Below are 14,830 nucleotides of genomic sequence, written 5' to 3' on the forward strand. Positions count from 1 at the left end.
GCGGTGCGGGCACAGGCGGCGAGGACCGGACAGCCGGTCCGCCGGCATGCCCCGCGCCCGCCGGGACGGGCGGCGAGGCGTCCTGCTTCCTGATCGTGGCGGCTCCGCTCCCCAGGGGTGCGGGCGGTGGCTAGCTCTCCTCGGGGTCGGCGGCGGTCAGTGCGAGGAGCGCGTCCTCCAGGGACACCCGCTCGACCCGGAGGCCCTCCGGCACGATGCCATGGTGCGCCAGTTCGGACAGGACCGGGTGCAGCACGTCGGTGGTGGCGGTGACCGTCACCCGCTCGTTCTCACGTGTCACACCGGTCACGCCGGGCAGCCGGATCAGCAGGTCGTCGTCGAGTGGGAGGGACGGCAGGAACGTGATCCGGTGGTTGCCCCGGATCCGCTGGATCAGTCCGGCCGGGGTGTCGACCGCGGCTACACGCCCCTTGTCCAACAGGGCTACGCGGTCGCACAGACGCTCTGCCTCCTCCATGAGGTGTGTGACGAGGAGGATGGTGACGCCGCTGGCGCGGACGGTTTCGATCGTCTCCCAGGTCTCCCGCCGGGCGTGGGGGTCGAGGCCGGTGGTGATCTCGTCGAGCACTGCCACCTGAGGGTTGCCGACCAGTGCCAGCGCTGTCGACAGGCGCTGCCTCTGGACGTAGGGGAGTTCCCCCGTGCCGGTCGTGGCGCCGGGGGTGAGCCCGAGTGAGTTGACGAGTACATGCCAATCATTGGGATCGCGGTAGAAGGAGCTGTACAGCGTCAACGCCTCGGCGACCTGCCGCCTGTCGGACGTTGTGCCGTCCTGCAGCAGGACGTCCAGCCGACGGGTGATCTCGGCTCGCTCCGCATAGGGGTCGGCGCCGAGCACCCTGATGGTGCCCCCGTCGCCTTTCCGCAGCCCCTCGATGCATTCCACGGTCGTGCTCTTGCCCGCGCCATGGGGCCCGAGGATCCCGAAGATCTCACCTTGCTCGACGGTCAAGGAGACATCATCGACCGCCACCACGTCGCCGTACTTCTTGCGCAGGTTCTGCACCTCGATTACTGCGGACACAACTGTCCCTCCGTGTAGGCATCCCCCGCCGGATGTCATACGGCCGGCAGTGAGACCGGCCGACACTGAAGAACCTACGGGGGTGGCCCCGCTGCGGGGTATCCCACTACGCCCCGCGGACTGTGGGTCTATCCCCACTCACCCAGCGTCACAGTCGTGGCCCATTTTTGGCTGGAATCGGCCGCTCTGGTGTGCGGGCCATCGGTCGGCGGGACGAGATGAGGGACCGCCGTTCAGCGACCGCTCTGTTCGTCGGCACCGAGATAGGTCAGGACGGCTCGAACTCGGCGGTTTGTGTCGTCGTCGGTGGCGGCGAGGCCGAGCTTGGCGAAGATCGTGGTCGTGTACTTGCTGATGGCGCCTTCGCTGAGGAACAGCCGGCCGGCAATCGCCGCGTTGGAGAGTCCCTCGGCCATCAGGGCGAGCACCGAGCGCTCCCGCTCGGTGAGGGTGGCGAGCGGATCGGCTCGCATGGGACGCCCCAGCAGCTTCGCCACCACCGTCGGATCGAGTGCCGTACCGCCGTCGGCGACGCGACCGAGTGCGTCCATGAACTGGCCTGCGTCCAGGACGCGATCCTTGAGCTGGTAGCCGACGCCACCGTGCCCGTCGGCGAGGAGTTCGCGCGCGTAGAGCTGCTCCACGTGCTGCGAGAGGATGAGCACGGGCAGCCCCGGCACCTCCCGGCGCGCGGACAGCGCGGCCTGCAGTCCTTCGTCGGAGAACGTCGGCGGCAGACGGACGTCCACGATCGCGACATCCGGCCGGTGGGTGAGCAGCGCATCGAGGGTGGCGGGCCCCGTGTCGACCGCCGCCACCACCGAATGGCCATGGGCCTGCACGAGACGGACCAAGCCGTCGCGGAGGAGGAAAAGATCTTCGGCTACGACAACGCGCACGGCACCGCCACGGTCATTTGGGTGGGACCTCCGGCCGGGCTGTCGATCTCCAGCAGGCCACCGAATGCGGCCAGCCGACGCTGGATCCCGCTCAGTCCGGAGCCTGGTGCGGCGGTGGCCCCGCCGATCCCGTCGTCGGCCACGGTGGCGGTGAGCGTCTCATCTGCGTAGGTGAGTTCGACTGTCACCCGGGAGGCATGGGCATGTTTGGCCACATTCGCCAGCAGCTCCGCCACGGCGAAGTAGACCGCCGACTCGACCGGGCGTTCCGGCCGGGCAGGCACGGCGCTGTGCACGGTGACCTCGACAGGAGCGTCGAGTGCCAGGGCGCGCACGGCGTCGATCAGGCCGCGCTCGGTGAGCACGGGCGGGTTGATGCCGCGGACCAGCGACCGCAGTTCGGCAAGCGCCGTGGCCGATGAGGCCCGGGCGTCGGCGAGGATGGCCTTCGCGGCATCGGGATCGGTGTCGACCAGCTGTTCGGCGGCTCCCATCGACATACCCATGGCGACCAGCCGGGCCTGAGCTCCGTCGTGCAATCCCCGTTCGATGCGTTCCAGTTCGGCCGACTGGGTCTGTGTCAGATCCGCACGGATGGCTTCCAGCTCCTCCACCCGCCTACCGAGCCTGGTGCGCGGGACCGGCCCGAGGAACCGCTTCGCCAGGGGTCCGAAAACCCGCCATGCGAACGGGGCTGCGGCCAGGCTCGCGGCGATCAGGACGATGCCGTAGCCGAGGAGCCCCGGCGTCGACGTCATGTAGACGCCGCCGCCGAGCCCGAGCAACGGCAGGATCGCGACCGGCAGCACGGTGACACCGGCGATCACGGCCCACAGCCCGTCCCAGTGCAACTGAGGGTCGTGGAACCGGGCGTGCACCTTGGCTCGGCGGCGGGCTTCCCGCTCGGACCGGTGGTACTCGTGGCCGTCCCACCAGTACCCCGTCACCATGCGGGTGACCGGCGGAACGGTCCGGTAGGACACCTCGATCCGCAGGCCGAGCCAGCGCTCCGCGCGTCGGCGCGCGGCCGTCGCGAGCGCCCGGCTGGTCAACGGATGCACGACCCAGACGGCCAGGGCCATCCACAGGATGACGACCAGGGTCTCCCCGAGAGTTGCCAACGCCCGGACGGCGAGCGGGGCGGAGGCAAGTCCGTGGGACCAGGAATAGGCCACCTGGGAGCCGCCCAGAGCGACGACCACGGCCACAGTCACGAGCAGGCTGGTCAATCCAGCCAGCACCAGGGACCGGTACAGTCCCCGCGCGACCTCGACGCACCAGCGCAAGGGACCGCCTCCTGCAGGCAGCCTCATTCGCCCCATCCTTTCGCCCGGCAGTCATTGTGCCAGCCGAGATTCCATTCCCGGCATACGGCGAAAGTACGTCGGCCGTTCCGCGCCAGGCATCCCGCTACGCCCCACGAGCGGTGGGTCTAGCCCCACTTCGGCCTCGGGTGCCGGTTCGCGGGGGCTGCTGCGCAGTGTCTGACCGCGGAGGCGCGGTCAGACCGGCGGGATCGTCACCGCGGTGGCAACCAATTGGTGACGAACCGTCCACCGTCCTTCGAAATACCTGAGCCGGCGGCCGCCGACGAGCGGTCCGGGGACGAGCAGCTCGGCGCGAAAATGACCGTAAGCCGCCCCTCCGGGTTCAGCATGGATCTCGATGTCCGCCTCCTCGAAGCCGAGCCACTTGCCGGTCAGGGGGAACCAGGCCTTGTAGACGGACTCCTTCGCGCTGAACAGCAGCCTGTCCCAGTGGACGGCGGGCCGCTGCGCGGCCACCAGTGCGAGGCGTGCCCGCTCGGCAGGCAGCGACACAGCGTCCAGGACGCCCCTGGGCAGCGGCCCATTGGGTTCGGCGTCGATGCCGAGGGAGACCAGATCGGTGGTGCGGACCAGGGCGGCGGCGCAGTAGCCGTCGCAATGGGTCATGCTGCCCGCCAGACCGGCGGGCCATACCGGTGCGCCGTGCTCGCCGGGCAGGATCGGCTGCGGGGGCACGCCGAGCTTGTCCATGGCACTGCGTGCGCAGGCGCGTACTGCGGCGAACTCGCGCCGACGCTTCTGCACCGACTGCGCGACGACCTCGGCCTCCTCGGGATACAGCGGGGCCTGATCGGCCCCGTCGTCGCCGAATGACTCCAAGGCCACCACCGAGTCCGGGAGCAGGTCAGTGATCAACGGTTTCGACCTCCAGCGGCAGTAGGCGGCGCAGCTTGCCCGAAGGGCGCGGGTGCCGGCCACTCGCGGGACGCGGCGCCGGCGCGACGAGACCGATGGGCCGTCCGCTGCGAAAGCCCCACGTCTGAACCCGGCCCTTGCGTAAAAGCGCCGGGCGGGGCGGGAAGGGGAGATCGTGCCGTTCGACGACGTCCCGAGCCCCACCCGGCACCGCACCGGAACAGAGAGCCGGCCCCAGCCACTCCGGCAAGCGCCGAACACCTGAAGGTGGCCGGCCTCGGGGCCCTGGGCGAGCTCGGCTTCACCGGCCCGGCTGTGGCTACGGCAGGGATCGGGGAATCAGCTGACGTTACTGCAGCCGGACGTAATGACAGGCGCCGACTCGTCGGACCTGTAGGACCAGTTGAGGCACCGCCAGACCGCGCTGCCACCGGTGGTGGTGATGGTGCGGTATTCCCATGCGAGATCGGTCGGACCGGTGCAGTTGGTGCCTTCCAGCCACAGGCCGGTGGTACTGAAGTGCGGCTTCAGGGTCGCGCACACGTAATCGGCGGTGGCGGCGGCCGAAGTAACCGGGGCGGCATGCGCTGCGGAGGCTGGGGCGAAGGTGCCCACGAGAATCGCGGCTGTACAGGCACCGAGGTGTAAAACCCGCTTCAAGTGAATCTCCTGTCTTCGGTCCGGGCCACGGCGGCCCCGGGCGTGCGCTCCCAGTCTCGGCAGGTGAGAGAGGGGGGACAATGTTTGCCCGGGTCTCGAGGTCGAACGCTGACGGGTGATCAGGACGCGAGAGACTCACCCACGCCGTGGACGGCACCCGACCGAAGGCCATGCGTGACCGTCGGCGCGCCGCCTTCTGCCCAGCCGGTTTTCGAAGACGGTGAGGGTGAGCTGTTGATAACTGTTTCCGACCGCAGTGGCCATCGACGGGTTGAGACCCGCCGACCGGTGCGGCGAACCGACGACGCCCCTCTCATCGGCCACAGGGTCACACCGGTGGTCAGCCGGGTGCGGGGGATTCACCCGGCTGACACTGAAGAACGTAGTCATCGGCGTCGCGCGTCCGGTATCCCGCTATGCCCCACGGGCAGTGGGCCTAGCCCCACTCCTCGGCACTGGAGCGCAACGGTGCCTCCCGGCAACTGATCCCCGAACTCTAGAAGAACCCCAGTTTCTTCGGACTGTATGAAACGAGAAGGTTCTTCGTCTGCTGGTGGTACAGCAGTTACACCCACGCCGACCTGCTAAAACGGTAGTAGACGCGGCCTTTGGCCAGGAGCTGGTCCGGAAATGGTCCGGATCTTGGTCTGGCGGACCCGGTTCGGGTAGTGCTGTGGCTGAAGTGCGAGCAGTCGACATCGTCCTGCCTCGCAGCGCAGATGGACGGGCTTGCCAGTTCCGTAGCACAGGAACGGCGGTCGGCCCCCGGGCAGGGGCGCCGTCAACCATGCAGTCGTGCGGGGAATCTCAGGTCCATGGGACGCGCTCGGTCGCGCCGACCCAGCTGTTGGTTTTGGAGAGCTCCCGGTAGGAATTCGGTAAGCGATCGTGCGGATTACCAGAAGCGTCGAGGTAGTGGTGGATCAGTAGCCAGGTCTCGGCGCCAGTCCCTTTGCCCCGCCTACGGGCTCTTGTGACTCTTTGGGGTGCCCTACGGTTCCGGACTCGCGGGATGTCGTCCCAGCCTTCGGTGTTCCGTCTGCTCATCAGTCTGCTTCCAGCCGCATGACGACATCACGGATGGCGATCGGTGCGGATGCCCGCGCGGACAGGATGTCCAGCAGGTCGGGGCGGACCACGACGGCGCAGCCGGTCGTCCGTGGCCAGGGCAGGTGGTAGGCACTTCGCTTGTATTCGGTTCGCCAGCAGATGAGCCGCAGGCCCGGACCGTGGTCGTCCTCCAGAGTCAGTGGGGCTCCGGGCTTCAGGCAGAGTGCGGTGCGGAGCCACGGGGTGGGGGCCAGTGTGAAGCCGGGTAGTCCCAGGCCTTGGGCAGAGTCTGCGGCGGCGGTCATGGCGCGGTCGAGGCCGAGGAGCGGGATCCCCAGCGTGACGTCAGCGGCGGGGTGCGGCGCCGGCGGCCGGGACCACTCGTCGATGTCTCCGTCCGAGAAGGGGATAACGTCGCTGCCCTGGTTTCCGTAATCCGTCACTTCCGGGCCTGAGAAGCGCACGACGGTCAGGCCGGTCTTCCGGGTGTGCGGTGACAGGAACTTGCGCTCCTCCACGGAAGCGAGGATGCGCCAGCCCGAGAGGGCCTGCCCGCTGAGGGCGGCGGCTTGCGTCAGCGGCTGTGTGGAGATGGTCACGACGGTTGTTCCGGTCAGCGGAGTGTCCTGGCTGGCCGGATCGTCCGGGCCGGGTGGCACAGGAAGGTCGGGGCGTGGCCAGCGCACCTCTTCGAAGGCCAGCGCAATGCGGGGATCGTCTGTCAGCACGGTGGCCAGTTGGTCCTCCCAAGCCGCTGGATCACTCACGCCCAGGCCCTGCGAGAGCCTGTGCGCGCGGCTACCTGCTGCCACCGTTTGGATCGCCACTTCGATGGTCTCTTCGATGGCGAGGTAGGCGTCCGGCAACTCGCCCTCGTCGACGCTTCGGTTGGCGCGGAGTTGGGCCTTATTCCTCTCGATGATGCGCTCGGTGTCCACTTCGCGGCGGACCTTGGCGAGGACCGCTCGGATCAACCCGGGCTGCAGTTGCTCGGCTTTGTTCAGCCGCGTGCGGGCCACCTCTGCCACCATCCCCGTCACGACTTGGTCTCTCGAGCTGCCTTGCTGGGCGGCGGAGATCCACAGGCGGTTCGGCGGGTTCAGCCTGGCGGGGTCCGACGGTCCCATGGGCACATCGGTCGCATCGGTCAGCAGGCGGCGGGCGAGGGCGCGGACGGTGAGCAGCGGTCCTTGAGCCAGTGCCTCAAGTGCGTCCTGGCAGTGGTCCACGACGGCTTGGACCGCTGGCCCCTTTTCCTGGAGGAGGCACAGCAGCCACACCAGGGTCGCTGGATCTGTGAGTTGCTCGAGTGCGAGGGCCATGGCCGGTGCCGTGGTTTCGGGACGCAGTGTGATCAGGGATTGCGTCGCAACCATCGCTCGGCGTTTGCCCTCCCGGTCCGCGTGTGCGACTGCGGCCAGTGCCGCGGTCGCGAAGGCACGATCGAGATCGCCGGGTGCGGGAGTGCCGTTGTCGTTGTCGGGGGCGCGGTAGGGGTGCTGGGGGTCGTCGCTGTCGTGGACTCGGGGTGCTCTGCTCTCGATGACTGTTGCGGCTTCGTCCCAGAGGGCGAAGGCAAGGTCGAGGGAATCGGCCGGGGGCAGGCCGAGGGCTTGATGGGCGAAGGCGAAGATCAGTGCCTGGGTGATGCCGTGGGTCCCATACCGGCCGGTGCTCACCGCTGCTTCGGCCTCTTCGGTGATGACGCGGTGGGTGAGGGTGCGATCGAGTTGCGCGGCCGTACGGAGGGCGTCGAGGGCTGTCTCGCCTCCGAAGTTCAGCCATCCGCCTTGTCCGCGGGTGCGTACCCAGGTCAGTGCGAAGGCTTCGGCGGCGAGTGCGTTATGGCCGTTCTGGCGAAGCTTGTCCGCGAGCCGGCGCAGCAGGAGTGGGCCGTCGCGGAAGTCGAAGGGGCCTGCGATGGCGCGCAGGACTTGTGCGGCATCGTCGGTCTGTCCTCGGGTGGCGAGGTCGAGGAGGCCGTCGCCGACGAGGTCTGTCATCTGTTCCAGAGTGTGCTGTGGTGTGCTGGCCTCGTACGGGCTCAGATGCCATGCGCGCAGTACCCGGATCAGGCCGACCGGTTCGGAGGGCGCAGGCGCTGCGTCGGCAGGTGAGGTCGGAGCCGTGGCCGGCTGCGCGGGGGCGGGTGCGGTACGGCGGTTGGGGGACTTGCCGATGGCCGGAGGTTCGGGCAGGGGTGTGAGCTGCGGGGCGCCGGTTCGTTCGGCGACGGCATTGAGTTCCGCGACCAGCTGTGTGTCGGCCGGCATGGTCTCGTCGCTGGAGGAGTCGCGGTTGGCCTGCCGCTCGTCGGCCCTGCTCAGTGCGATGCGCAGCAGTTGTGCAAGGCCGTCGGGCGTGGAGAGATCGACTGTCCGGGCGAGCCGGTCCAAAAGCGCGGCGTCGCCTTGGAGGAGCGGGGTATCCAGGGTGATTCGCAGGGCGGTTGCCACGACCGGGTCGACGGTGTCGTTCCACGCGTGCCAGAGGTCTTCTCGGGCGCCGTGGAGGATGGTGTTCGGGCCGTTGCAGTCGCTGAGCAGGCCCGTGGCTGCGAGGTTGGCGAGAGCCGCAGGGTCTGCGCCGGCCAGGACGTTCCACCACCGCGGGCGGGCGGCGTTGGTCTCCTTGCCGTCGGTGTGATGGACAAGGCGTTCGCACAGTGGCTGGATGCGCGCCACCCGCGCGCGACCCCGGGCTGGGTCCGCGGTGACCAGGGTGGGCAGCGGATCCAGAACCTCGTAGACGGTGATGTCCTTGCGCCAGCCGTAGGCCACCAGGAAGTTGCAAGCCGCCAGCCAGTGTTCCTCGGCCTCGGCGAGGACGCCGGCGGTGAGGGCGAGGCGCGCGTGGATTAGGCGGTAGCGCGCGAGGTCGCTGTAGAAACGCCCGCCGGCCTGCTCGAGGAACTCATTGCGGACGGCTTCGTCAACGCTGGCCTGCCGTGCGGGCGTGGTCTGCTCGACGGCGATCATAAGGAGCGTGTCGGCTGGCAGCGGTCCGCCCATCTCGCCGCGCAGGCTGACGCTGATTTCCCGGCTGATGTGGATGAGGGTCTTCCACGCCTGCGGCCAGTCCTGGTCGGACACGAGGGCTGTCGCCCGGCGCACCGACTCTTCGATGAGCGGGTGGATTGAGTAGAGGTCGCAGGCGCGCGGTTTGCCGGTGAAGGGGTTGAGGTCTGCGGTCAGGAGCCCGAGGGCTTCGATGGCCAGGCCCGAGCGGGTGGGTGCTTCGGCGGCTTCGGCGCGGGCGAGAGCGATCGCGAACCGCAGCCAGCAGGGGTACCAGCCGGGCCCCTGGAGGAGAGCTGGTACCGCGTCCAGAGCGATGGGGTCGGTCTGTGCCGTGATCGCCAGGGCATCGAGCCACCTGGCCACGGGGACGGGGCTCCACCGGACCTGTTCGTTCTGTACGTCATGGGTAAGGGAAAACAGGGTGTCGCGGGCAGTCGAAGTCTCGTCTGTCGCAAGGCCTGCGGCGAGATCGGCGGCGGAGACCCCCAGTGCGAGTAGCCGGTGCGCCGTTCCTGGCAGGTATCCCAGGTCGGCAGCCTTCTGCGCCCAATCTGCGGCGCTGCCCGTCTCTCCAGGCACCGCGCCTACGGCTATCTGCTCGCCGAGTACGAGGCATACCGGGCCGCCTGTTTCAAGGCGCGGCACCAGCTCGGTGACGGCCTCGATTCCGACGGTGTCGAGGAGCGTCTTGATGACTGCGTCGGCCGTTGCCTGGTCACCCTGTTCCTCGAGCCACTCGGCGACGCGGTCCAGCGACACCGGCTGGTCGGGCCCGTCCTCGCGCGGCTCCTCCCCTGTCCCCCGATCAGTCGCTGACAGGCGCAACCGGCCCCGCAGGTATGCCAGTTCGACGGCCCGGTCGGACTCCGCCCCGTAGGTGGTGTTGTCCGATTCGGCCTCGTGGTCGTGTGCCGTCATGTAAGCGTGCCAGGGTGCCACGGCGCCTGCTGCGTCGAGGACGGCGCACATCTGCAGACCTGCCCGGGCGGGCATGACGGTCCGGCCGTCGTGCAGGAGCCGGTCCGCCAGCGTCTGAGCCCCCATCAAGGCGATGGGCACGTCGGCGAATTCAACCAGGTCCGAGTCGAAGCGCTCGAACTCGTACGTCTGTGCGGCCCTGGCCAGCTCGATGCAGCGCGCGACGAGGGGCCAGTTCGCCGTCCTGGCGGCGCAGCGCAGGCCGGTGGCCAGGTTGTCTGTGATCGCCGAGGCCGGGTGGGCGGTGGAGACGGCGCGGGTGACGAAGTCCCGCCCGATGTGGTCGAGCACCTCCGTGTCACGTCCCGCTTCGGCGAGGATCTGCAGGAGGCGGCGGAAGGCCCTCGGGTCGTCGAACAGTCCTTTCGCGGTCAGCCAGGTGGCGATTAGTGCGAGTGTCGATTCCAGGGCCGCGGGGTCGCTGTCGTAACCGAGGCGTAGGTACCGGGCGAACGACTCGTGGTAGACGCGGATTTCGCTGGGCCCGACCGCCCCGGAGAGCACCGGAGCCAGCACCTTCAGCGCGCCGTCGATCCTGTGCGCTCGGTCAGGGATGATCTGCCCGAGCTCCTCGCGGGTGACAGACATGCCGAGCAGAGCGATGATGTCCGCGACGACATCGGCTTCTGCGCCGAGGGTGTCGTAGAGGTGGGCGTAGTAGCCCTCCAACGATCCCTGGTAGGCCGGCAGGGCTCGCACGACTTCCGCAGCTTTGGTGATTGTCTCCGGTCGGAGGGTTACCTCGCGGCAGAGGTATGTCGTGTACAGGGCGTTGCCGCCCGAGCGTTCCTGTAGCGCGTCCAGAAAGTGGGTCACATCGCGTTCGTCGGTCAGGAGGGCTTCGGCGCGCTCGTTGTCCGCCGCCGGGACGAGTCCGAGCTGCTCCGCGACGGCGCGGCACTCGTGCGCGGTCAGAGGCGGCACGACGGCGGTAACTGCCCCGGTGTCCTGGAGAGGGGCGAGGTGGTTTCCGGGCTGGCTGAGGACGATCAGGACACTGCCGGGTGGAAGGTGCAGCGAGCCGAGGATCGCGGCGAGGGCCAGGGACGGATCGGCTCTCTTGGTCCTTCCCCCTTGTACGCGGGTAACGTGGTCCAGTCCGTCCACGACGAGTGCCACGCGCCGGGTGGGGTCCTTGAGTAGAGCGGTGTCTACCGCCGTGGTCAACGCTTGGGCATCGGCGGCGAAACGTGGGCGCTGCTCTTGGACGAGGTCGGGGTCCGACTCGGCCAGCCGGCCCAGCAGGCTACCGAAGACCACTTCGGTGACCACCCGGGTCATCTGGTCGCCGTCGGCGTCGCCGAGATAGCAGTAGTGCTCGGCGACCAGCCATCCGTCACTGCTGAGTTGGTCGACCAGCTGCTGGCACGCCCAGGACTTGCCCTGTCCCGGTGGGCCGGTAACCAGCAGGACTGCCCCGTCGGCTGCCGCCGTCGCGGCCGCTTCCGCCAGGACTCCGACCGTGGCGGGCCTGGCCACTTCCAGGGCGCGGTCGACAGGGTTCGCGCGCACGACGGCGCCGAGGTCGCTGCGCAGTTGGGCCTGGCGCAGTAGTTCGCGGGGTGTCACCTCGGTTCCGCGCTGCCGGGCGGAGCGGACCGTGCGGATCAGCGCCTCGGCGACGTCCACCGGTGAGCGTCCCTCGTTGGGGTAGATCCCCGCGCCGAGCTCTCCGCGTACCCGTTGAAGGAGAAGCTGCTCGGCCGGCCCTGGCTGCAGCAGGTCCGTCGTCATGGCCGGTGCGCCGACTTCCACCACCAGGTGCTCGCACAGCCATTCCAGGTCTTGCTTGGACACGGCCTTGTCACCGCTGGTCAGGAACCCGAAGACGTTGCCCGCCACGCGTCGACCTCGCGCGGGCAAGTCGAACCCTCGCCAGAGTGCTTCGGCGTCGAACCGCAGGAGTGTGGTGTTCATCCCCGGCAGGAACGGCGCGTCGGAGGATCGGGCGGGCACCATCACCGCGTTCAGCGCATCGTCGTCCGGAGGTGCGTTGCGCGTCACGATGCGCAGCTGGTGGGCGAGTGCGCCCGCACCGGCCCCGTCCCGGTCGGCGATGGCAGCCGCCACAAGGCGGTCCAGCCTCAGTCCGCGGTCGTCGGTCGTGAACGTGGTGTAGCCGAGGGGGTCTTCGTCGTCCGAGTGCTTGAACTGCGTCCGTTCACGGGATCCGTCTGCGTTGATCACCGTGAGGTCGTCGAAGCGGTCGTCTGTCACCAGCTTCTCGTCGACATGGACTCTGGCGATCCCGCCGAGCAGCAGGTCGACGACGCGGCCTGCCTCCATCAGGTCCTGGTACTCGTACCCGCGGTGCGCGGCAGTTAGATCGCTCATGTCGGCAGCATTCTCCACCGTCAAACACCCTGTTTGGGCAGAAGTGGCCACACTCCCAAGAAGGCTCCCGATCGAGTCCACCGTCTTTGATCACCGTTGAGGACCGCGGCCGCCATAATGCGTACCACCGCCTTGTTGGGCGGCACAGTCTGCGAGGGCACCGAAGCCGCTACGGCGCGCCGTTCGGGCGGGCCTCGCTCTTGCCCGGGCCCTTGGAGCCAGGAGCTTCGCGGGGCCGCCGCAGAGCAGGAAGGCGAGCGGCTCCGCGGCATCGAGTCCACCGCTTTCCCCTACCTGCGCGAAGCAGGAGAGGGCGGCAGGGCGGGCCGGATCGAGCGGCCTGAACGGGAGGTAGCTCAAGTCGGTCGGAGTGTCAGTGGTCGCCGCCATACTCAGAAGATGTGCAACTGACTTTCAGGTGCATGTCCCGGAGTCCTCGACCGAGTAGGAACGAATTGACCCCCGAGAGCGACGCGGTGCGTGACCGCGACCCCTACCTTCTGGCGCAGATACGTGAGGCCTTCGGGCGCGTGGTCTACAGCCACAAAACCCATGAGAAGCAGGCGGACATCTCCTTCACCAAGCATCGGTGGCAGCAGGGTGTCCTCATTGCTCTCACCGCGATCAGCTCGGGCACCTTCCTTGCGGCGGTGGTCGGCCTACTCGGCAACGCAGTGCTGACGAGCCTCGCGACCTCTTCTATCGCGCTTCTGGTCAGCTGGATGAGCCTTGGGACGAAGACCTTCAAGTTCGAGGAGGAGTCCGAGGCCCACCGCGGCATCGCCTCTCGGCTGTGGGACGTCCGAGAGTCCTACATCTCCCTCATCGCCGACCTGATGTCCGGCAGCGTCTCGACCGAGGAGGGCCGGGAGCGGCGGGACGAGCTGCAGCAGGCCGCGCGCGACGCGTACGCCGACGCGCCCAGGACGAGCAGCAGGGCGTTCGCGCGCGCCCAGGGCGGGCTGCAGAACAACGAGGAGATGACGTTCACCTCGCGCGAGATCGACCTCTTCCTCCCGGAGGCGCTCCGGCTCGGCGAAGGCGAGGCATGACGATGAAGACCTCAGAGATCTTCGAAACCCTGCTCCGGAATCTAAAGGTTGGGGAGACGGCCACGACGGTCGCCTCACGGCGGGACGAGATCACGAAGGCGCTCAACAAGGACTTTCGCGACAAGGACGGCTGCACCGACTACAAGCTGATGGTCGGATCGTTCGGCCGGCACACCGCGATCAAGGGCGTGTCCGACCTCGACATGATCTTCATCCTCCCGCCCGGGATCTGGTCAAGCTACGAGGGGGAAACCGGCCCGCGGAGGATTCTCGAGAGGGTCCGCGACGACCTCAAGGCGCGGTACAAGAACACGGAGATCCGCGTCGACCAGTGCGTCGTCCGAGTGCGGTTCACGTCCAACGCCTTCAAGTTCGAGGTCCAGCCGGCATTCGAGAACGCCGATGGCAGCTTCGACTACCCGGACACGAAGGCTCAGGGCTGGAAGGTCACCAAGCCGCGCGAGGAGATCGCCGCGACCAAGGAGTGCAACGACCGCACCTCGACGAACATGCGCCACCTCGCCCGGATGGCCCGGGCATGGAAGAACGCGAACGGCGTGAACATGGGTGGCCTGCTCATCGACACCCTCGTCTACAACTTCTTCGACCAGACCGACGACTACGACGCAGCGGGCACAGGCTCGTTCGGCCTCATGGCCCGCGACTTCTTCGCATTCCTCAAAGATCAGCCAGAGCAGGAGTACTACCTGGCGCTCGGCAGCCGGCAGCGCGTCCGTGTCAAGGCGAAGTTCCAGCCGAAGGCGAAAAAGGCGTACAACCGATGCCTCGAGGCGATCGCGGACGAAGGCAAGACGTCCGCCAATAAGAAGTGGCGCGAGGTGTTCGGCACGTCGGTGCCGCTGGCGAAGAGCGTGAGCGAGTCGTCCCGGTCGTTCAGGGACACCGAGGAGTTCATCGAGGACGAGTTCCCGGTCGACGTGTCCGAGACCGTGTCCATCGACTGCGAGGTCACGCAGGCCGGATGGCGTCCGACCTGGCTCCGCGCGATGCGTCACGGCGGGTTCCTACTCAAGGCCAACAAGGACTTGAAGTTCGTGGTCACCCACTGCTCGGTCGAAGAGCCCTACACGCTGAAGTGGAAGGTGCTCAATCGTGGTCCGGAGGCCGAGCGGCGGGACATGATCCGCGGCCAGATCGTCAACTCGAGCAAGGGGGGAGCCCGCATCGAGCACTCGGACTTCAAGGGCCAGCACGTCGTCGAGTGCTACGTCGTCAAGGACGGGGTCGTCGTCGCTCGGGACCGGATCGACGTGCCGGTCAGCAACACGAGCGTCAAGACGCCGAACGTCTCGTAGGGAACCGATCCTCGGAGCGCGACGAGGCCCCGACGATTCTGCCGGGGTCTCGTCGCATCAGACCCATCCACCCGTGGAGCCGAAGCAAGAGCGGTTATCTCGGTGCCATGTCCGAGTCCCTGCTTCACGCCGAGCTGGCCGTAGTGGGAGCGGTACGCTGCCGCCGCGCTGCTGAGCTGCGCTCCGAGGGTCCCAGCAGGTCCGCAGGGCAGATCGTCGGCCTGCTCCGCGACGAAGCAGATGGTGCGGAAGCGGAGTTCCGGCGGGTTCGGGACCTCCGCTGTGGCTGGTTC

The 14,830-nt window shown here is 68.2% G+C and carries 8 protein-coding genes; 2 read left to right on the forward strand and 6 right to left on the reverse strand.

Annotated elements, in window-relative coordinates; all coding sequences use genetic code 11:
• Nucleotides 1-130 precede the first annotated feature (130 nt).
• The 6 genes from ACFY1E_RS44225 to ACFY1E_RS44250 all read right to left on the reverse strand — a co-directional run bounded on the left by ACFY1E_RS44225 (nucleotide 131) and on the right by ACFY1E_RS44250 (nucleotide 12,169).
• Entirely contained in the window at nucleotides 131-1,045 is a 915-nt protein-coding gene (locus ACFY1E_RS44225; protein ID WP_389087276.1) for an ABC transporter ATP-binding protein, read from the reverse strand.
• A gap of 233 nt (nucleotides 1,046-1,278) precedes the next feature.
• Nucleotides 1,279-1,944 (reverse strand): LuxR C-terminal-related transcriptional regulator, encoded by a 666-nt coding sequence (locus ACFY1E_RS44230; RefSeq protein WP_389087279.1) that lies wholly within the window; start codon nucleotides 1,942-1,944, stop codon nucleotides 1,279-1,281.
• Nucleotides 1,929-3,257, reverse strand: a complete 1,329-nt coding sequence (locus ACFY1E_RS44235) for a sensor histidine kinase (RefSeq protein ID WP_389087281.1) — start codon at nucleotides 3,255-3,257, stop codon at nucleotides 1,929-1,931. The genes ACFY1E_RS44230 and ACFY1E_RS44235 overlap by 16 nt, the downstream gene beginning before the upstream one ends.
• 189 nt (nucleotides 3,258-3,446) lie before the next feature.
• Nucleotides 3,447-4,127, reverse strand: a complete 681-nt coding sequence (locus tag ACFY1E_RS44240; RefSeq protein ID WP_389087284.1) for a 4'-phosphopantetheinyl transferase — start codon at nucleotides 4,125-4,127, stop codon at nucleotides 3,447-3,449.
• A 339-nt stretch (nucleotides 4,128-4,466) separates the two neighbouring features.
• On the reverse strand, nucleotides 4,467-4,742 hold the full coding sequence (locus ACFY1E_RS44245) for a hypothetical protein (protein ID WP_389087287.1): 276 nt from the start codon (nucleotides 4,740-4,742) through the stop codon (nucleotides 4,467-4,469).
• Between the two features lie 1,091 nt (nucleotides 4,743-5,833).
• On the reverse strand, nucleotides 5,834-12,169 hold the full coding sequence (locus tag ACFY1E_RS44250) for an AAA family ATPase (protein WP_389087289.1): 6,336 nt from the start codon (nucleotides 12,167-12,169) through the stop codon (nucleotides 5,834-5,836).
• Between the two features lie 455 nt (nucleotides 12,170-12,624).
• On the opposite strand from ACFY1E_RS44250, the gene ACFY1E_RS44255 reads away from it, so the two are divergent.
• Together ACFY1E_RS44255 and ACFY1E_RS44260 are read left to right on the forward strand one after the other, a co-directional pair.
• On the forward strand, nucleotides 12,625-13,221 hold the full coding sequence (locus ACFY1E_RS44255; RefSeq protein ID WP_389087291.1) for an SLATT domain-containing protein: 597 nt from the start codon (nucleotides 12,625-12,627) through the stop codon (nucleotides 13,219-13,221).
• Complete coding sequence (locus ACFY1E_RS44260; protein WP_389087294.1) at nucleotides 13,218-14,537, forward strand: nucleotidyltransferase; 1,320 nt, start codon at nucleotides 13,218-13,220, stop codon at nucleotides 14,535-14,537. The genes ACFY1E_RS44255 and ACFY1E_RS44260 overlap by 4 nt, the downstream gene beginning before the upstream one ends.
• The last annotated feature ends 293 nt before the right edge of the window (nucleotides 14,538-14,830 follow it).

This window comes from Streptomyces sp. NPDC001604, assembly GCF_042893475.1.
Lineage (GTDB): Bacteria > Actinomycetota > Actinomycetes > Streptomycetales > Streptomycetaceae > Streptomyces.